Annotated in this window: 16 protein-coding genes; all 16 read left to right on the top strand. The window is 64.8% G+C overall.

The window, feature by feature from the left end:
* Window positions 1–686: RNA methyltransferase (locus Q0693_RS06770; RefSeq protein ID WP_298630199.1), on the top strand; the 686-nt coding region annotated here is incomplete at its 5' end.
* Complete coding sequence (locus tag Q0693_RS06765; RefSeq protein ID WP_298630197.1) at window positions 679–2,226, top strand: sensor histidine kinase; 1,548 nt, start codon at window positions 679–681, stop codon at window positions 2,224–2,226. The genes Q0693_RS06770 and Q0693_RS06765, both read left to right, overlap by 8 nt.
* A gap of 13 nt (window positions 2,227–2,239) precedes the next feature.
* Window positions 2,240–2,746, top strand: a complete 507-nt coding sequence (locus Q0693_RS06760; protein WP_243029656.1) for a low molecular weight protein-tyrosine-phosphatase — start codon at window positions 2,240–2,242, stop codon at window positions 2,744–2,746.
* Complete coding sequence (locus tag Q0693_RS06755; protein ID WP_298630195.1) at window positions 2,709–3,497, top strand: fructosamine kinase family protein; 789 nt, start codon at window positions 2,709–2,711, stop codon at window positions 3,495–3,497. Before Q0693_RS06760 ends, Q0693_RS06755 begins: the two co-directional genes overlap by 38 nt.
* Window positions 3,473–4,234, top strand: a complete 762-nt coding sequence (locus Q0693_RS06750; protein ID WP_298630193.1) for a DUF4388 domain-containing protein — start codon at window positions 3,473–3,475, stop codon at window positions 4,232–4,234. The genes Q0693_RS06755 and Q0693_RS06750 overlap by 25 nt, the downstream gene beginning before the upstream one ends.
* Window positions 4,235–4,253: 19 nt before the next feature.
* Entirely contained in the window at window positions 4,254–5,099 is an 846-nt protein-coding gene (locus Q0693_RS06745; RefSeq protein ID WP_298630191.1) for a pseudouridine-5'-phosphate glycosidase, read from the top strand.
* 4 nt (window positions 5,100–5,103) lie between these two features.
* Window positions 5,104–5,982 (top strand): RodZ domain-containing protein, encoded by an 879-nt coding sequence (locus tag Q0693_RS06740; RefSeq protein ID WP_298630189.1) that lies wholly within the window; start codon window positions 5,104–5,106, stop codon window positions 5,980–5,982.
* Window positions 5,983–6,075: 93 nt separating this feature from the next.
* Window positions 6,076–7,380 (top strand): 30S ribosomal protein S12 methylthiotransferase RimO, encoded by a 1,305-nt coding sequence (rimO, locus tag Q0693_RS06735; protein WP_298630187.1) that lies wholly within the window; start codon window positions 6,076–6,078, stop codon window positions 7,378–7,380.
* Between the two features lie 12 nt (window positions 7,381–7,392).
* Window positions 7,393–8,730 (top strand): Trk system potassium transporter TrkA, encoded by a 1,338-nt coding sequence (gene trkA / locus Q0693_RS06730; protein ID WP_298630185.1) that lies wholly within the window; start codon window positions 7,393–7,395, stop codon window positions 8,728–8,730.
* Window positions 8,702–10,174: a TrkH family potassium uptake protein gene (locus tag Q0693_RS06725; protein ID WP_243029663.1), complete on the top strand. Its 1,473-nt coding sequence runs from the start codon at window positions 8,702–8,704 to the stop codon at window positions 10,172–10,174. The genes trkA and Q0693_RS06725 overlap by 29 nt, the downstream gene beginning before the upstream one ends.
* A 91-nt stretch (window positions 10,175–10,265) precedes the next feature.
* Window positions 10,266–12,725, top strand: coding sequence for an alpha-glucan family phosphorylase (gene glgP, locus Q0693_RS06720; protein ID WP_298630182.1), 2,460 nt, complete (start codon window positions 10,266–10,268; stop codon window positions 12,723–12,725).
* A 344-nt stretch (window positions 12,726–13,069) separates the two neighbouring features.
* Window positions 13,070–13,834 (top strand): ABC transporter substrate-binding protein, encoded by a 765-nt coding sequence (locus tag Q0693_RS06715; RefSeq protein WP_243029665.1) that lies wholly within the window; start codon window positions 13,070–13,072, stop codon window positions 13,832–13,834.
* Between the two features lie 55 nt (window positions 13,835–13,889).
* Complete coding sequence (locus tag Q0693_RS06710; protein WP_298630178.1) at window positions 13,890–14,678, top strand: amino acid ABC transporter permease; 789 nt, start codon at window positions 13,890–13,892, stop codon at window positions 14,676–14,678.
* A gap of 61 nt (window positions 14,679–14,739) precedes the next feature.
* The gene (locus Q0693_RS06705) at window positions 14,740–15,690 is read left to right on the top strand and encodes a TAXI family TRAP transporter solute-binding subunit (protein ID WP_298630176.1); all 951 of its coding nucleotides are present in this window, start codon (window positions 14,740–14,742) and stop codon (window positions 15,688–15,690) included.
* Window positions 15,691–15,745: 55 nt separating this feature from the next.
* Window positions 15,746–17,716, top strand: a complete 1,971-nt coding sequence (locus Q0693_RS06700) for a TRAP transporter permease (protein ID WP_298630174.1) — start codon at window positions 15,746–15,748, stop codon at window positions 17,714–17,716.
* Window positions 17,713–18,063 (top strand): ATP-binding cassette domain-containing protein (locus Q0693_RS06695; protein WP_298630172.1); only part of this gene is annotated, 351 nt, incomplete at its 3' end. The genes Q0693_RS06700 and Q0693_RS06695, both read left to right, overlap by 4 nt.

The raw sequence follows: 18,063 nt of genomic DNA, 5'->3' as shown, positions 1-18,063 counted from the left end.
TGCGCAACTTTGGCCTTTCTCGCCTCTACTTGGTGAACCCAGGCCCCCGGGTAGGCCCTCCTTGGGCCCGGGAGGCCTACTGGTTGGCGGTGCACGCCGAGGAGGTGCTGGACCGGGCGGTGGCGGTGGAAAGCCTTAGGGAGGCCCTCGAGGGGGTGGGTTTTGTGGTGGCCACCACGGGAAGGCCCCGGGAACTGTACCCGGCCCCGGTGGTAACGGCTAAGGAGGTGCCCGTTCACGTGCTCTCTGTGGAGGGGGAGGTGGCCTTGGTCTTCGGTCGGGAAACCTTTGGCCTCACCAACGAGGAGTTGGACCTGGCTCACCTCATCGGCACCATCCCCACCGCCCCCGAGCAACCTTCCCTGAACCTGGCCCAAGCGGTGGTGGTCTTCGCCTACGAGCTTTACCAGGCCTGGGTGCAGGAGGGCGCTTTGGCCTCCAAGGAGGAGCTGGCGGACCTGGCGGCCCTGGAGGGATTTTTTGCGGACCTAGGGCGGTATGTGCTGGAAATCGGCTTCACCGACCAGCACCGCCACCCTTACGCCATGCGGCGCCTGCGCCGCATCTTTCACAAGGCCCGGCTTTCCCCAGGCGAGGTGCAACTTCTTAGGGGGCTTCTGCACCAAAGCCGGTATGCGGTAGCCTCCTCCCGGAAAAAGGAGGGTACGAAGGAAAAGGATGGCTAGCCACAGCCTCTACCGATTGGTGCGCTTGGCCCAGCGGCTTTTGCCGCCCCTGATCGCCGCGGTGGTGGTGGCCTTTGAGCTGGCCCTTTTGCCCTACCGGCACGTGGATAGCCTCTTGTGGTTACGGCTGGGCTTCTACGGCCTGGTGGGCCCCTTGGTCACCTATGCGGTGCTGGAGTGGATTGCCCAGGAAACCCTGGAGAAGGTGCGGGCGGAAAGGGCCTTGGAGGAGGCAAACCGCCGCCTTTTGGCGGCGGGGAGGGTGTTTCGGGAGGCTTTGGAGAGCGAGAACCTGGAGGAAGCGGTCTCCCGGATCGCCCAGGCTTTGGGGGAAACCCTGGGGTATCCCGTGGCCCTGGAGGCCGAGGGGGTCCATGCCGGAGAGGAGTGCGGTGGGGTGCGGGTGGAGCTTCCGGGTTTAAGGGGATACCTGGAGGCCTGCCCTCCGGAGCCGGAAAGGGTCTTCTTGGAGGTGCTGGCCCATGAGGTGGCGGGGGCCTTGCAATCCGTGGTGGCCCGTAGCCGGGACCGGCTCACCCTCTTTGAGGTGGATCAGGCCCTTAAGGCCGAGGCCAATCTGGACCGGCTTCTTGAGGGACTTTTGGAGCGGATTCAGTCCTGGGCGGAGGCGGAGGGGGGTGGGGTTCTTCTCCTGGACGAGGAGGGGTTCTTGGTGCCCCGGGTGGTGCGGGGTCTGGACCTGCCTTCCCATCCTTTTCTGGCGGAGGGGGTTTGGAGGGGAAGCCTCGAGGGCCCGGTATTTGTGGACGACGGAGTCCTGGCCTTGCCCCTCAAGGCCCGGGAAACGGTGGGTGTGCTGGTGCTAAAGGGCCAGGATCTTTCCCGGCGTATCCCCTTCCTGTCCTTCCTGGCCTCCCAGGTGGCCTTGGCGGTGCGCAACGCCCAGGCTTACCTGCGGGCTGAGGAACTGGCCATCAACGAGGAGCGCACCCGCATCGCCCGGGAGATCCACGATGGCATTGCCCAAAGCCTGGCCTTCATGGCCTTAAAGCTGGACTTGGCGGAGAGGCTTTTGCCTAAGGACCAGGAAGCGGCCCTGAAGGCTTTGCACGAGGTGAAGGAAACCCTCAGGGCGCAGATCCGGGAGGTGCGGAGGAGCATCTTCGCCCTTCGCCCCATTGACCTGGAGCGCTATGGCTTCTTGGAATCCGTGCGCCGCTATGCCCAGGCCTTTGCCGAGCAGGCAGGTTTCCGGGTGCAGCTTACCCTGCCGGAGGGGATAGGCCTTTCCCAGGCCAGCGAGCTGGTCCTCTTTCGGGTTTTGCAGGAGGCCCTCACCAATGCCGCCAAGCACGGGAAGCCCAGCCGGGTAGAGGTGGAACTCCATCCCTTGGGGGAGCGGGGGGCCAGGCTGGTGGTGCGGGACAACGGGAAAGGCTTCCAAAACCCGGAGAGCCAGGGGCTTGGTGGTTTTGGCCTCACCCAGATGCGCGAAAGGGTGGAGGCCCGGGGCGGGCGTTTCCTGGTGCGCTCGGAGCCGGGAAAGGGCACGGAGGTGGTGGCGGAGGTTCCCTACTGAGGGCCTGCGTATCATGGGAGACATGGACCGTCCCATACGGGTGCTCTTTGTCTGCATGGGGAATATCTGCCGAAGCCCCATGGCGGAGGGGGCTTTCCGCAAGCTCATCCGGGAGCGGGGCCTCGAGGCCCGGTTTGAGGTGGATTCCGCCGGCACAGGGGCTTGGCACGCTGGGGAGCCCATGGATCCCCGGGCACGCCGGGTACTGGAGCGGGAAGGGGCCTACTTCCCCCATGTGGCCCGGCAGATGACCCGGGAGGATGCCCAGCGCTACGACCACATCCTGGTGATGGACCGGGAGAACCTGGCCGAGGTCTTGAGGCGTTTCCCTGAGGCCAGGGATAAGGTGCGCCTCCTCCTGGACCACCTGGGCGGGGGAGAGGTGCCCGACCCCTACTACGGGGACCTGCAGGACTGCCTCGAGGCCTACTGGACCATTGAGGCGGGCGTCCGGGCCTTTCTTGACCATTTGTTGGAGAGGGATGGATCCCAGGGAACTTCTGCGTCGGGCGGGGCTTGAGGCCCAGGGTCCGCCTCAGCCCCTGTATGGCGGGGATATTTCCCGGGTGTATCGCTTGGAAGCCTATGTGGTGAAGCTTTCCCCCAACCCTCCTCCCGGCCTCTTTCCCGCGGAGGCCCGGGGGCTTAGGGCTTTGGCCGAGCGGGGGGTGCGGGTGCCGCGGGTCTTCTTTGCGGCGGAGGAGGGGTTGGTCCTGGAATATTTACCGGAGGGTCCTGCTGATTGGGAGGGACTGGCCCGCATGCTGGCGGGGCTGCACCGGCAGCGCGAAGCCTTCTACTGGGCCGAAGCGGGATTCTTGGGCACCTTTCCCTTGCCCGGTGGGGAGGGAAAGGAGTGGACGGAGTTCTTCTTCCTGCGGTGCATAGAGCCCCTCCTGAAGGCCACCTGGGATCGCCTGGAGGGCCTGGGTCCGAGGGTGGAAGCCCTCTTCCGCGAGCCCTTGCCCACGGAGGGGCCTGCTCCCCTTCACGGGGATCTTTGGCACGGCAACCTTCGCTTCACCCCAGAGGGGCCCGCCCTTCTGGACTCCTCCTTCTTCGTGGGGGAGCGGGGAGTGGACCTGGCCATGATGCGCCTGTTTGGAGGCTTTCCGCAGGACTTCTGGAGGGCGTACCAGGTCCTTTATCCCCTACCGGAAGAGGTGGAAAGGGCCCTGCCCCGGTACCAGGTCTACTACCTCCTGGCCCATGTGCACTTCTTTGGCAAGGGGTATCTCGGTGCCTTATGGAAGGCGATTTCCGCCTCTTAGGTCCCATGGACGGGTTGCAGCTCCTGGCCCAAGGGGGAAGGACGGGGGTTTTCGTGGTGGAGGCTCAGGGGGGAAGGGGAGAGGTGTACCTGGAGGGGGGCCGGCCGGTCCATGCGGTGTTTGGGGAAAGGGTGGGTCGGGAGGCCTTGTTGGAGGTGCTGGCGTTGAAGGAGGGTCGGTTTCAGTTCCAGCGTGCCGTGCGCCCACCCTTGAGCTCTTTGGAAGGGCCCCTCGAGGTCCATCTCCTGCAGGCCATTCGCCTTTTGGATGAGCGGGTGGAGGTGGGCCCTTTTGACCTAGTGCAGCCCGGTTCCCGGGCCCAGGCGGTCCAGGGTACCCTGGACCCCGTGGAGCTTTCCCTGCTCTTGGCCCTGGAAAGCGGCCAAAGCCCCTTGGATCTGGCTTCCCGGCTGGCTCTTCCCCTGGGGGAGGTCCTGAGGCGCCTGGGCCACCTGGCCCGGTTGCGCCTGGTGGAGGTGTTCCCCCGGGTGCCCCGCACCGCCCGGCTGCGGGTGGCCCTGGGACGCCAAGGGGCGCAGGTGGACGCCTTGCTCCTTTCCGCTTGGCGGGAGCATTACGGCCTCTTCCAGCAGGTGCGGGTAAAGGCCTATAAGGAGGTTCTGCTATCCGTGGAGGGCGTGGGGGGGCTGGGGGTGGAGATCCGGCTTGCGCCCGAGCTTCTCCTCTTCCACGGGCTCAAAGTGGGGGAAGAGGTCCTGGTGTGGCCGGAGGTTTGAGGCGTGGTATCCTTCCCCCATGGCGGAAGCTGTGGTGGCTCTGGAGTCGGCTCTCCTCACCCACGGGTTACCCTACCCCTTGAACCTCCACACCGCTAAAGCCCTGGAGGAGGCGGTGCGCTCCGAAGGGGCCATGCCCAAAACCATTGGCATCGTAAGGGGCGAGGTACGCGTGGGCCTTTCCCGGGAGGAGATGGAGGCCTTGGCCCAGGGGGGTGCGGAGAAGGCCAGCCTCTGGAACCTTCCTGCCCTCCTGGTCCAGGGAAAGAGCGCTGGGACCACGGTGGCGGCCACGGTCTACCTGGCCCACCGCCATGGGATAGAGGTCTTGGCCACCGGAGGGATCGGCGGGGTGCATCCCGAGCCCTTTGACGAAAGCGCCGATCTTCTGGCCCTTGCCCGTACCCCCATCCTGGTGGTCTCCTCAGGGCCCAAGGCCATCCTGGACCTGAGGGCCACCCTGGAGCGCCTGGAAACCCTGGGGGTTTCCCTGGTGGGTTACCGCACGGACCGGCTGCCGGCCTTTTTTTCTCCGGACTCCCCTTTTCCGGTGCCCACCCGGGTGGAAACCCCCCTCGAGGCCGCCCGGATCCTCCGCAAGTCCCGGGAGCTGGGCCTGGGGGCGGTCCTCCTGGTAAACCCCGTTTCCCAGGGCCTGCCCTATGAGGAGGTGGCCCTTTGGGTGGAGGAGGCCAACCACCAGGCGGCCCGGGAGGGGATCTTCGGCAAGGCCCTTACCCCCTACCTGCTGAGGCGTCTCTCTGAGCTTTCCCATGGGGAGACCGACCGGATCAACGAAAGGCTTCTCGTGGAAAACGCCCGCCTGGCGGCCAGGGTGGCCTTGGCCCTAGCCGCGCTAGAATAGCCTTGTGTGCGAACTGGGGGAAAGGCTTCGCCGGGCCCGGGAGGAAAAGGGGCTTTCCCTAAAGGAGGCGGCCGAGCGGCTGGCCTTAAAGATCAAGGTCTTGGAGGCCCTCGAGGCCTGCCGCTTTGAGGACCTCCCTGAACCCGCCTTGGCCCGGGGCTACCTCCGGCGCTACGCCCTCCTTTTGGGGTTGGACCCCGAGCCCCTCCTGGCCCTCTATCCCGTAACCCCCACCCCTCCGCCCCCACCCCCGCCGGCTTCCCGGCGCCCTTGGCCCTGGCCTCTTCTCTTGGCCTTGGCCCTCTTGGGGGTTTTAGGGTACGGGGCCTACCTGGTCCTGCGCCCCACCCCGGTGCGGACGGTAAGCCTGCCGCCCGAGCCGCCTCCAAAATCCCCGGAACGTTTTAGCCTCGAGGTGGCCAGCGAACCCCCAGGGGCCCGGGTGTACCTGGATGGATTCTACCTAGGACAGACCCCCTTGAAGAGCCCTCCCCTGGAAGGAGGCCGGCGGGTGATCCGGCTGGAAAAGCCCGGGTATGAGCCCTTTCAGGAGGAGGTGGTACTGGACCGTGACCGCGCCCTACGCTACCGCCTTTCCCCCAAGCCCCAGGAGCCTCAGGCTGTACCGGCTCCCGCGCCTTCTTTGGCCCCTTCCGGGAGGCTGGTCCTGCGCCTGGAGGGCCGGAGTTGGCTTAGGGTCACCCAGGGAGATAAGCGGCTTTACGAGGGCATTCCTGAGGTGGGGGCGGAGCTCAGCTTTGACCTGCCGGTGGAGGTGCGCTCGGGGAACCCTGGGGCGGTGCGGGTTTTTCTGGACGGCAAGGACCTGGGCCCCTTGGGGGAGCCGGGAAAGCCCCTCACCCGTCGCTTTGAGGCCCCTTGAGGCCCCTGCTCGCAGGGAGGCTGGAAGGGGGCTATACTGGTCTTTTGGAGCCCCGAAGAGACCCCTTCGGGCTGGGCGGGCTCCTGGAGGTTTATGGCGAAGATCGGCTTTGTGAGCCTGGGCTGCCCCAAGGCCCTGGTGGACTCGGAACAGATCCTTTCCCGGCTGAAAGCCTTGGGTTACGAAACCAGCGCCACCTACGAGGAGGCGGAGCTGGTGGTGGTGAACACCTGCGGCTTCATCACCCCGGCCATTGAGGAGAGCCTCGAGGCCATTGGGGAGGCCTTGCGGGAAAACGGCAGGGTGGTGGTGACGGGGTGCCTGGGGGCCCGGCCTGAGGTGATCCGCAAGAGGCACCCCCAGGTGCTGGAGATCACCGGTCCGGGGGAGGTGGAGCGGGTTTTGCAGGCGGTGCAGGAGGCGTTGCCGGCGTCCCGCAACCCCCTTTTGGACCTGGTCCCGCCCCAGGTGAAGCTCACGCCCCGGCATTACGCCTACCTGAAGCTTTCCGAGGGGTGCGACCACCGCTGTAGCTTCTGCATCATCCCCAAACTCAGGGGGTCGTTGCGCTCCCGCGACGCCGGGGAGGTGTTGGCGGAGGCCGCCCGGCTGGTGGCCACCGGAACCCGGGAGCTCCTCCTCATCGCCCAGGACCTCTCCGCCTATGGGGTGGACATCGGCCACCGGGAGAGCTTCTGGGGCGACCGCCTGGTGAAGGCCGAACTTAAAGACCTCTTGACCCAGATGTCGGAGCTCGGGGCCTGGATCCGCCTGCACTACGTCTATCCCTACCCCCATGTCCGGAACCTCCTTCCGCTTATGGCCGAGGGCAAGGTGCTTCCCTATTTGGATGTTCCCCTGCAGCACGCTTCCGAAAGGATACTGCGCCTCATGCGCCGCCCCGGGGGGTACGAGAGCCACCTTAAGACCTTGAGGGCCTGGCGGGAGGTGGTGCCGGAGCTGGCCATCCGGTCCACCTTCATCGTGGGCTTTCCCGGGGAGACGGAGGAGGACTTCCAAAAGCTTCTGGACTTCCTGGAGGCGGCGGAGCTGGACCGGGTGGGGGTTTTCCCCTACTCCCCGGTGGAGGGTGCCGAGGCCAACACCTTGCCCAACCCCGTGCCCGAGGAGGTGAAGGAGGAAAGGAAGGCGCGCCTTTTGGAGCTCCAGGCCCGGATCAGCCTAAGGAAGAACCAAGGCTTCGTGGGCCAGACCCTCGAGGTCCTGGTGGACGAGCTTCCGGAGCCGGGCTTGGCCGTGGGCCGGAGCTACCGGGACTCCCCGGGTATTGACGGGTTGGTCTACGTGGAAACGGACGGCACGGCCCGGGTGGGGGAGAGGATCCAGGTTCGGATCACCCGGGCCGACACCTACGACCTTTACGGGATCCAGGTTTAGGATAGGGGCGGTATGTACATCGTCATCGCCGGGGGCGGGGAGGTAGGCGGGGAGCTGGCCCGCACCCTGGAAAAAGCCCATGAGGTGGTGGTTCTGGACCGCAACCCTCAGGCCAAGGAGCGCTTTGCCCATCTGGACGTAAAGGTGGTGGTGGGCGGGGCCACGGACCCGGACGCCCTTAGGGAGGCGGGGGTGGACCGGGCCGACCTCTTCATCGCCAGCACGGATTCCGACGAGGTGAACCTCCTGGCCTCCCTTCTGGCCAAGGGCCTGGGGGCCAAGGAGACCCTCTGCTTTGTGGGCAAGGGAGGGTATGTGGAGGTGCTCACCGACCCCCGTACCGCCGAGATCCTGGGTACCCGCATTGACAAGGTCCTCTGGCCGCAAAGGGCCATGGCCCGGGAGATCGTGGAGGTGATCCTGGTCCCCGGGGCGGTGGATACCGAGGTGCTGGCGGAGGGACGGCTCCGCTTTGTGGAGTACCGGGTGAAGGAGGGTGGCCCTTACGCCCACCGGCTTCTCGCTGAGCTCCCCTGGCCCGAGGGGGTCTTGGTGGTGGGGGTGGTGCGGGAGGGGGCCTTTTGGAGCTTTGCCCACCCCGAGTACCCCGAGGTCATCCTGGAGCCGGGGGACAAAATCCTCTTCGTCACCACCTTACGGGCTTTCCCCGAGCTGGAGGCCTGTTTCGCCACGGGGCGGGGGGTGCGGAGGGTGATGGTCATCGGTGGGGGCAACGTGGGCTTCATGGTGGCCCAGGAGCTTTTAAGGCGGCGCCTGGAGGTGGTGATCATCGAGCCCAACCGCGAGCGGTGCGAATGGCTTTCCCAGGAGCTTCCCGGCGCCCTCACCATCCAGGGGGACGGTACCGACTTGGAGCTCTTGGAGGCGGAGGGGTTGCAGGAAGCCGATGCGGTGGTGGCGGTGACCGACAACGACGAGAAGAACCTCCTGGCTTCCTTGCTGGCCAAGCAGCTTGGGGTAGGCAAGGTGATCACCCGGGTGTCCCGCTCGGAAACCCGCAGGCTCTTTGAGCAGGTGGGCATAGACCTGCCCCTGACCCCCCGCCAGGCGGCGGTGCGGGCGGTTTTGGACTACCTGGGGCCGGAAAACGTGGAGCATGTGTCCACCATGGACGAGAACATTGAGCTCTTAGAGGTGGAGCTTCCGGAAAGCTTCAGGCCCAGGTACCTGCGGGCTTTGGCCACGTCCCAGGTGGCCCCGGTGGCCCTGGAGCGCGACCATCGGGTGATGCTCTACCGCGAGGACCTCGAGGCCCTTCCCAACGACCGACTCTTTTTGGTGGTGGCCCGGGAGGTGGCGGATGAAGCCGTGGCCCGCATCGTCGGCTAGGCAAGGGTTTCGCTCCAGCCTGTACCTCCTGGGCTTAACGTATCAGGGTCTCGGCCTTCTCATGCTGGCCTTTGCCCTCTTGGCCCTGGGCTGGGAGGAGGACGCCAAGGGGTTTCTCCTGGGGGCGGTGCTGGGGATAGGGTTGGGCAAGGCCCTGCAGGGGGTGGGGCATCCCCAGGCCCAACCGCCCCGGGCCGAGGTCTTTGCCGCCGTGGCCCTGCTGTGGCTGATGGTGCCCGCCCTGGGGGCCATACCCTACTGGATCTCTGGGGGGCTGGGCTACCTGGATGCTCTTTTTGAGGCTTTTTCCGGCTTCACCACCACCGGGGCCACGGTGCTTGCGGATTTTGGGCAGTTTGGCCAAAGCCTCTTTCTTTGGCGGAGCTTTACCCAGTGGATGGGGGGCATCGGCATCGTGGTGCTCTTCTTGGGCGTCTTTCCCCAGCTTCAAGTGGCGGGCCGCCAGGCCTTCTTCGCCGAGAGCACGGGGGTGGAGAAGGAGAGGCTCACCCCCAGGCTTCGCCACACCGCCCAGGCGGTCTTGCGGGTGTACCTGACCCTTACCGCTTTGGCCTTCTTGGCCTACTGGTGGGCGGGCATACCCCTCTTTGAGGCCTTGGCCAACGCCCTCACCACCATCCCAGCGGGGGGGTTCAGCCCCAACCCGCAAAGCTTTGCCACCTACCCCCTCCTTGCCCAGTGGCTGGGTAGCTTCTTCATGTTCTTGGCGGGGGTGAACTTCCTGCTGCAGTACCGCCTTTTCTTCGGCCGGGAGGTCAAGCCCCTCCTCAAGGATGCGGAGTTCCGGGCCTATGTGTTGCTGGTGTTCCTGGCGGGCTCGCTCCTGTCCCTTTACCTGTACACCCACCACATGTACGGCCTCGAGGCCAGCCTCCGCCACGCCTTCTTTCAGGTGATCTCCATCATCACCACCACCGGCTTCGCCAGCGTGGACTTTGCCCAGTGGGTGGTACCGGCCCAGGCCATCCTGGTGATCCTGATGTTCGTGGGGGGAAGTGCCGGCTCGGGGGCGGGAGGCATCAAGGTGGTGCGCTGGCTTCTCCTCTTCGGCCTTCTCCGGCGAGAGATCACCCGTACCCTTCACCCCAGGGCGGTCCTTCCCCTGCGCCTGGGCCACCGGGTGGTTTCCGAGGAGGCCTTGTGGCAGGTTTCCGTGTTCATTTTCCTTTACACCCTTCTCTTTGGTTTCGGTACCCTGACCCTGGCGCTTTTGGAAGGGGATTTTGTGAAGGCTTTTACCGCCAGTGCCCAGGCCATCGGCAACATCGGCCCAGGGCTAGGTTCGGTGGGGCCTATGGGTTCCTATGCTGAGCTTCATCCCCTTTCCAAGCTGATTCTGATCCTGCAGATGTGGGCGGGCCGGATTGAGATCCTGCCGGTGGTGCTCCTCTTTAGCCCGGAACTATGGCGGCGCTTGCGCTAAGCGGGGAAGGCCTGCTGCCTGGAATGGGGCCGTTGTGCTTCCATAAGGGGGGCGTTTGGAGCCTCGAGGAGCAGCGGGTATAATCCCCTTTGTGAAGGTACTGGGACACCTTACCGCCATGCCCGAGCTTCCCGAGGCCCTTAAGGGTTTAAGGAAGCTGGCCTATAACCTTTGGTGGAGCTGGAACCCGGAGGCAGCCGAACTCTTTCAGGAGATAAACCCCCAGCTTTGGAAGCGCTTCCGTGGGAACCCGGTCAAGCTTCTTCTGGAAGTGGACCCGTCCCGTTTGGAGGTTCTCACCGCCACCAGTTACCCAGCCCGGGTCCAGGCGGTGGTGGCGGCCTTGGAAGGCTATCTAAAGGATCGGGAGCGGAAGGAAGGGCCGCTAGTGGCCTACTTCTCGGCAGAGTATGGGTTTCATAGCTCCTTGCCCATCTACTCCGGGGGGCTTGGGGTCCTGGCGGGGGACCACATCAAGGCGGCCAGCGACCTGGGCTTGAACTTGGTGGGAGTAGGGATTTTCTACCACGAGGGCTACTTCCACCAGCGCCTGTCCCCGGAGGGGGTCCAGGTGGAGGTTTACGAAACCCTCCACCCAGAGGAGCTTCCCCTTTTGCCTGTGCAGGATCAGGAGGGCCACCCCGTGAGGGTGGGGCTGGAGTTCCCGGGCCGCACCGTATGGCTCGGGGCCTATCGGGTGCAGGTGGGGGCGGTACCGGTCTACCTTCTCACCGCAAATCTGCCCGAAAATGCTCCCGAAGACCGGGCCATAACCGCCAGGCTCTATGCGCCAGGCCTGGAGACGCGCATCCAGCAGGAAATGGTTTTGGGCATTGGGGGAGTGAGGCTTCTTAGGGCCTTGGGGCTTAACCCCCAGGTCTTCCACATGAACGAGGGGCACTCCGCCTTTTTGGGGTTGGAGCGGATACGGGAACTAGTGGCCGAGGGGCATCCCTTTCCCGTGGCCCTAGAGCTGGCCAAAGCGGGAGCCCTTTTCACCACCCACACCCCCGTGCCTGCGGGCCATGATACCTTCCCCTTGGATCTTGTGGGCCGTTACCTGCATGGCTTTTGGGAAAGCATGGGCACGGACTGGGAGGGGTTTGTGGCCTTGGGTCTGGAGGAGAAGCCCTGGGGCAAGGTCTTTTCCATGTCCAATCTGGCCCTTCGCACCAGCGCCCAGGCGGGAGGGGTTTCCCGCCTCCACGGGGAGGTTTCCCGGGAGATGTTCCACCATCTATGGCCGGGGCTATTACGGGAGGAGGTGCCCATTGGCCATATCACCAACGGGGTCCATACCTGGACCTTCCTCCACCCCAGGCTTCGCCGCCACTACGCCGAGGTCTTCGGCCCGGATTGGCTAAGGCGGCCCGAGGACCCAGCCACCTGGAAGGTGGAGGGATTGGGGGAGGAGTTTTGGCGCATTCACCGGGACCTCCGGGCGGATTTGGTGCGCGAGGTGCGCCTGCGCCTTTACGAGCAACGGCGTAGAAATGGGGAAAGCCCAAGCCGTCTACGCCAGGCGGAACGGGTTTTGGATCCGGAGGCGCTTACCGTGGGTTTTGCCCGGCGGTTTGCCACGTACAAGCGGGCGGTTCTCCTTTTCAAGGACCCGGAGAGGCTTCTAAAGCTTCTTCAAGGCCCTTATCCCGTACAGTTTGTCTTTGCGGGGAAGGCCCACCCCAAGGACGAGCCCGGTAAGGCTTACCTTCAGGAGCTGGTGGCCAGGATCAAGGAGTACGGCCTCGAGGACCGCATGGTGGTCCTGGAGGACTACGACATGTACCTGGCCCGGGTCTTGGTGCACGGCTCGGACGTCTGGCTTAACACCCCCCGCCGGCCCATGGAGGCCTCGGGCACCAGCGGGATGAAGGCCGCCTTGAACGGGGTCTTGAACCTGAGCGTCCTGGATGGCTGGTGGGCCGAGGCCTATAACGGCAAGAACGGCTTTGCCATCGGCGATGATCGGGTTTACGAGAACGAGGAGGCCCAGGACATGGCGGACGCCCAGGCCCTGTATGACGTGCTGGAGGGCGAGGTCCTCCCCCTTTTCTACGCTAAGGGTCCTGAGGGCTACTCTTCCGGTTGGCTTTCCATGGTCCATGAGAGCCTGCGCACCGTGGGCCCCCGCTTCAGCGCCGCCCGCATGGTGGGGGAGTACCTGAGGCTATACCGCCAGGGCCAGGTCTGGGCGGAGAGCGCACGGGGCCATGAGAGGGTGCTTCAAGCCTTTCATCGGGCATTTCCCGCCTTCTATACCCTGGGCCTCAGGGCCGAGGCCCCGGGGGACCTAACCCTAAACGGCGAGCCCGTGCAGGTGTGGGCCTATGTGGAGGGGGAGATTCCCGAGGCCCTAAGGCCTTTTTTGGAGGTCCAGCTGGTGGTGCGCCGTTCAGGGGGTGGGCTGGAGCTGGTTCCCATGACCCAAGGGGAGGGAGGAAGGTACGCGGTTTCCTACCGGCCCTCGCGCCCAGGAAGTTATGCCTATGGGGTGAGGTTGGCCCTTAGGCATCCCATCACCGGTCGGGTGGAGTGGGTGCGCTGGGCCTAACGGCGCATGGGTAAAAAGGGGCCTCGAGGCAACCGAGGCCCCTTGGCCGTGGCCTCTTTTACCTCTCGGGGAGGGTTTGCAGGTAGGCAAGGAGGTCTTGCGGTTGGGACCGGAGGAAAAGAACCCAGGCGTGACCAGGTCGCCAGGCGGGCCGTTGAGGATCGTGTGGCGGGTCTCCTGGGGATTGGCCTTCGCCAGAGTGCCCGCGTTCTGGGGCGAGGAAGTTGATGGTCCGGCTGTCTTGACCATGGCCGGAGGCGCATACCCGGCAAGGCGCTTGTCTCTTTGCTTGACCCTCGAGGCCTAGCCGGTATAATCAGCCCGTGTTACAAGGGAGGTGGGGCGTGAAAAGGTGGCTTTTGGTGCTTGGGGTACTGGGTCTGGCCATGGGCTTGGCCCAGGTGCGCACCCTGGACCAGATTAAGCGTTCGGGGGAGATCCGCATCGGTACGGAAGGAGAGTTTCCTCCTTTCAACTACTTTGACCAGAAAAACCAGCTCACCGGTTTTGAGATTGACCTGGGGAACGCCCTTGCCAAGAGGTTGGGGCTAAAGCCCGTTTGGATTACCCAGGCCTTTGATAGCCTTCTCATTCAGCTGAACCAAGGGCGGTTTGACTTCGTCATTGCCTCCCACGGCATCACCGAGGAACGGGCCAAGGCCGTGGACTTCACCAATCCCCATTACTGCACAGGCGGGGTCATCGTGAGCAAGAGGGGTGGGCCAAAGACGGCCAAGGACCTCCAGGGCAAGGTGGTGGGGGTGCAGATCGGCACCACCTACATGGAGGCGGCCCAGAAAATATCCGGCGTCAAGCAGGTGCGCACCTACCAGAAGGACCCCGATGCCCTGCAGGACCTGTTGGCTGGCCGCCTGGATGCCTGGATCACCGACCGCTTTGTGGCCAAGGAGGCCATCAAGGAGCGCAAGCTGGAAAACACCCTCCAGGTGGGGGAGCTGGTCTTCCAGGAAAGGGTGGCCATGGCGGTGGCCAAGGGCAACAAGAGCCTGCTGCAGGCCCTTAACCAAGCCCTTGCCGACCTGATGAAGGACGGCACCTACGCCCAGATCAGCAAGAAGTGGTTCGGGGAGGACGTGCGCTGCAAGTAGGCCTCGTCTGGGCCCGGGGTAGCGGGAGGCCCTGGGCCCTTTTCCTGCCGTGAAGATGCCATCTTGGTTGCGGATCCTCTCGTTCCTGGGGCTCCTCCTCGGGGGGTATTTTGCTTTGTTTGCCCTTTTGGGCGTGGCCTTGGAGCGTTATTTCCTCCTCATGGGGTTTGGTCCCGAGCGGGCTGCCTCCGCGGGCGCGGCCATGGCCCTGGGGGCGGAGATCACCCTAAAGCTCACCTTGATCTCCAGCTTGGCGGGGCTGGTCATCGGTGTGTTTGCCGGGATGTTCCGCCTCTCTCGCCGCCCCTGGGTGCAGCTTCCCGCCAGCTTCTACATCTGGGTCACCCGCGGCACACCCCTTTTGGTGCAGATCCTCTTCGCCTACAATGCCTTGCCCCTTTTGCTTCAGCCCCTCTGGCCCGCGGCCCAGCAGGTTCTCACCCCTTACTGGGCGGCTTTCATCGCCCTTTCCTTCAACGTGGGGGCCTACAACGCCGAGGTGGTGCGGGCGGGGATCCAGGCCATCCCCAAGGGGCAGTGGGAGGCTGCCTGGTCCTTGGGGCTTACCCCAGCGGACACCATGCGCTTTGTGATCTTGCCCCAGGCCTTGCGCATCGTGGTGCCCCCTTTGGTGAACAACGTGGTGGCCCTTCTCAAGGACTCTTCCCTGGCCAGCGTGATCGCCCTCACCGAGCTAGCCCTTTCCGGGCAGCGCATCATCTCCGCCACCTTCCGGCCGGTGGAGGTGTACCTGGCGGTGGCCGCCATTTATCTGCTCCTCACCACCATCCTTACCTTTTTTACCAACCTCCTGGAGAAACGCCTCCAGGTGGCCACGCGTTAGGGCTTGCGGCCCGGGGGAAGGTATGGGTATACTGCCTTGGGCGTTAAGGAGGTGTGGGTTTATGCGGACACGGAACCTGTTGTTGGCAGGGTTAGCCTTTCTGGGTCTGGGCCTAGCCCAGGAGTTTATCACCATTGGCTCGGGTGCCACCACGGGGGTCTACTTCCCCGTGGCCACGGGTATGGCCAAGCTGGTGAACGATGCGGGTGTGGGCATCCGGGCCAATGCCCGTTCCACTGGCGGAAGCGTGGCCAACATCAACGCCATCGCCGCCGGGGAGTTTGAGATGGCCTTGGCCCAGAACGACATCGCCTACTATGCCTACCAAGGGTGTTGCATCACGGCCTTTGACGGCAAGCCGGTGAAGGGCATCCGGGCCTTGGCAGCCCTCTACCCCGAGGTGGTGCATATCGTGGCCCGGGCGGATGCGGGCATCCGCACCGTGGCCGACCTCAAGGGCAAGCGGGTGGTGGTGGGCGACGTGGGCTCGGGCACCGAGCAGAACGCCCGGCAGATCCTCGAGGCCTACGGCCTCCGCTTTGAGGACCTGGGCCAGGCTATCCGGGTGAGCGCCACCCAGGGCATCCAGCTCATGCAGGACAAGCGGGCGGATGCCCTCTTCTACACCGTGGGCCTGGGGGCTAGCGCCATCCAGCAACTGGCCCTCACCACCCCCATCACCCTGGTGGCGGTGGACCTGGCCAAGGTGCAGGCCCTTGCCAAGAAGTACCCCTTCTACGTGGGCTTCAACATTCCCGGGGGGACCTACAAAGGGGTGGACGTGACCACGCCCACGGTGGCGGTGCAGGCCATGCTGATCGCTTCGGAGAAACTCTCCGCGGATACCGTGTACGCGTTCATGAAGGCGGTCTTCGGGAACCAGGAGGCTTTCAAGAAGATTCACCCCAACCTGGAGCGTTTCTTCAGCCTCCAGAAGGCGGCGAAGGGTCTTCCCATTCCCTTGCATCCGGGGGCGGAGCGCTTCTACAAGGAGATTGGGGTCCTCAAGTAGGCGCTTGGCTAGACCCTGGGGGCCCCGCCTGGGGCCCCTTTTGCCTGGAGGAAACATGGACCATGCTTCGTTGCTGGTGGAGGAAAGCGAGCTGGGGGGGCGGAGGCCCAAGGGAGGCAGCCGGTACCTCCTCTTCGGCCTGGGAGTCATCTGGAGCCTTTTCCAGCTTTGGGCCACCGAGCTGGGTACCCTGGACCCCATACGGCTCAGGGCGGTCCACCTAGCCTTTGCCCTGGCCTTAGCCTTTCTCGCTTACCCGGGGAGGCGGGGTCCGAGGGATCGCATTCCCCTACTGGATTGGGTCCTGGCCCTTCTTGGGGTGGTGGGGGCCCTCTACGTGGTCTGGGATTACTACGGCATCACCCAGCTCAGGGGGGGCATCCCCAGCCACCGGGATGTCTACCTGGGGACCCTAACCCTTCTGGTCCTCTTTCTGGCCGCCTGGAGGGTGGTGGGGCCGGCTTTGCCCATCATCGCCTCGGTGTTTGTCCTTTACGCCCTTACCGGGCCCAAGGGGCTTCTGCCCTTTACCCTTCCTCCCTGGCTCCAGCTCCATGCGGGCAGCCAGTGGGGCCAGCTCATGGGGCAGCTTTACACCACCGCCGAGGGCATCTGGGGGGTGCCCTTGGGGGTTTCCGCCACCTTTGTCTTCCTTTTCGTCCTGTTTGGGGCCCTTTTGGAGAAGGCGGGGGCGGGGCACTTTTTCATACAGGTGGCCTATGCCCTTCTGGGCCACTTCCGTGGGGGGCCGGCCAAGGCGGCGGTGGTGGCCAGCGCCCTCACGGGGGTGGTTTCGGGAAGCTCGGTTTCCAACGTGGTCACCACCGGGACCTTCACCATCCCGCTGATGAAGCGGGTGGGCTACCCGCCGGAGAAGGCGGGGGCGGTGGAGGTGGCCAGCTCCTCCAACGGCCAGCTGATGCCCCCGGTGATGGGGGCGGCCGCCTTCATCATGGCGGAGTTTTTGGGGATCCCCTACAGCCAGCTGATCCTCATCGCCTTGATCCCCGCGGTGTTGGCCTACGCCACCTTGTTCATCACCGTGCACCTCGAGGCCCTTCACCTGGGCCTGAAGGGGGTGCCGCGTTCGGAGCTTCCTCCCGTGGGCCCCATTCTGCGTTCGGGTTTCCACTACCTGTTGCCCCTGGTCTACCTGATCTACGCCCTGGTGGGCTTGCGCCTTACCCCCGAGCGGGCAGCCCTGAACACCGTCTTTTTCATGCTGCTTCTCATCCTTCTCCAGGAGGTGTGGCGGGCCCGGAGGAGTGGGGCGGGCTTGGGCTTTGGCCTGGTGCGGGGTGGGAGGCTCATCCTGGAGGGCCTCGAGGCGGGGGCCAGGGGCATGGTGGGCATCGCCTTGGCCACGGCCAGCGCCGGGGTCATCGTGGGCATCGTCACCATGACCGGGATTGGCTTTGGCCTCACGGACATTGTGGAGCGCCTTTCGGGGGGAAACCTTATCCTGGTCCTGATCCTGGCCCAGATCACCAGCCTCCTCCTGGGCATGGGCCTTCCCACCACCGCCAACTACATCGTCATGGCCTCCTTGGTGGTGCCGGTGGTGCTCCAGCTGGCGGAGAAGGCCGGGTATGCGGTGCCTCCCGTGGCCGCCCACATGTTCGTCTTTTACTTCGGTATCATGGCCGACTCCACCCCTCCCGTGGCCTTGGCCGCCTATGCCGCCAGCGCCATCGCCAAGTCGGATTTCTGGAAAACGGCGGTCCAGGGTTTCGTGTATGAGCTTCGCACCGCCCTTCTTGCCTACATGTTCTTCTTCAGCCCCAAGCTCCTCCTCATCGGGGTGGAAAGCCTGGGAGAGGGGGTGGGGATCGTCCTTTCCGCCCTTTTGGGCATGACCGCTTTCAGCGCCAGCCTGGTGGGCTTCCTGCACAAGCGCACCACCCTCCTGGAGAGGGCCCTTCTCATGGCGGCGGCCCTCACCCTGGTGGTGCCCGGCCTCCTTACGGATGCCCTAGGCCTGGCGCTCTTCCTCCTGGTCTACGCCATGCAGCGGGTGAGAAAATGAAGGCGGTGGACCCCATCATCCGCATCCACAACCTGCACAAGTGGTTCGGCCCCCTGCACGTGCTCAAGGGCATCCACCTGGAGGTGGCCCCGGGGGAGAGGCTGGTGATCATCGGCCCCTCGGGCTCGGGGAAGAGCACCCTGATCCGGTGCATCAACCGTCTGGAGGACTTCCAGGAGGGGGAGGTGGTGGTGGACGGGCTCAATGTGAAGGACGAAAGGGCCCTGAGGCAGGTGCGGCGGGAGGTGGGGATGGTCTTCCAGCAGTTCAACCTCTTCCCCCACCTGACGGTGTTGGAAAACATCACCCTGGCCCCCATGCGGGTGCGGGGGTGGCCGAGGGAGAAG

This window comes from uncultured Thermus sp. (assembly GCF_938010445.1).
Classification (GTDB): domain Bacteria; phylum Deinococcota; class Deinococci; order Deinococcales; family Thermaceae; genus Thermus; species Thermus altitudinis.
Note: the sequence above shows the minus strand (reverse complement) of the source record. Positions and strands in the feature narration are given on the sequence as shown.

Bases quoted from the DNA above. Each gene is read 5' to 3' on its own strand.
- Q0693_RS06755 (WP_298630195.1), top strand. From the start codon at position 2,709: ATGGATCCCAGGGAACTTCTGCGTCGGGCGGGGCTTGAGGCCCAGGGT.
- Q0693_RS06750 (WP_298630193.1), top strand. From the start codon at position 3,473: ATGGAAGGCGATTTCCGCCTCTTAGGTCCCATGGACGGGTTGCAGCTC.
- Q0693_RS06745 (WP_298630191.1), top strand. From the start codon at position 4,254: ATGGCGGAAGCTGTGGTGGCTCTGGAGTCGGCTCTCCTCACCCACGGG.
- Q0693_RS06700 (WP_298630174.1), top strand. From the start codon at position 15,746: ATGGACCATGCTTCGTTGCTGGTGGAGGAAAGCGAGCTGGGGGGGCGG.
- trkA (WP_298630185.1), top strand. From the start codon at position 7,393: ATGTACATCGTCATCGCCGGGGGCGGGGAGGTAGGCGGGGAGCTGGCC.
- Q0693_RS06710 (WP_298630178.1), top strand. From the start codon at position 13,890: ATGCCATCTTGGTTGCGGATCCTCTCGTTCCTGGGGCTCCTCCTCGGG.
- Q0693_RS06760 (WP_243029656.1), top strand. From the start codon at position 2,240: ATGGGAGACATGGACCGTCCCATACGGGTGCTCTTTGTCTGCATGGGG.
- Q0693_RS06705 (WP_298630176.1), top strand. From the start codon at position 14,740: ATGCGGACACGGAACCTGTTGTTGGCAGGGTTAGCCTTTCTGGGTCTG.
- Q0693_RS06725 (WP_243029663.1), top strand. From the start codon at position 8,702: ATGAAGCCGTGGCCCGCATCGTCGGCTAGGCAAGGGTTTCGCTCCAGC.
- Q0693_RS06765 (WP_298630197.1), top strand. From the start codon at position 679: ATGGCTAGCCACAGCCTCTACCGATTGGTGCGCTTGGCCCAGCGGCTT.
- rimO (WP_298630187.1), top strand. From the start codon at position 6,076: ATGGCGAAGATCGGCTTTGTGAGCCTGGGCTGCCCCAAGGCCCTGGTG.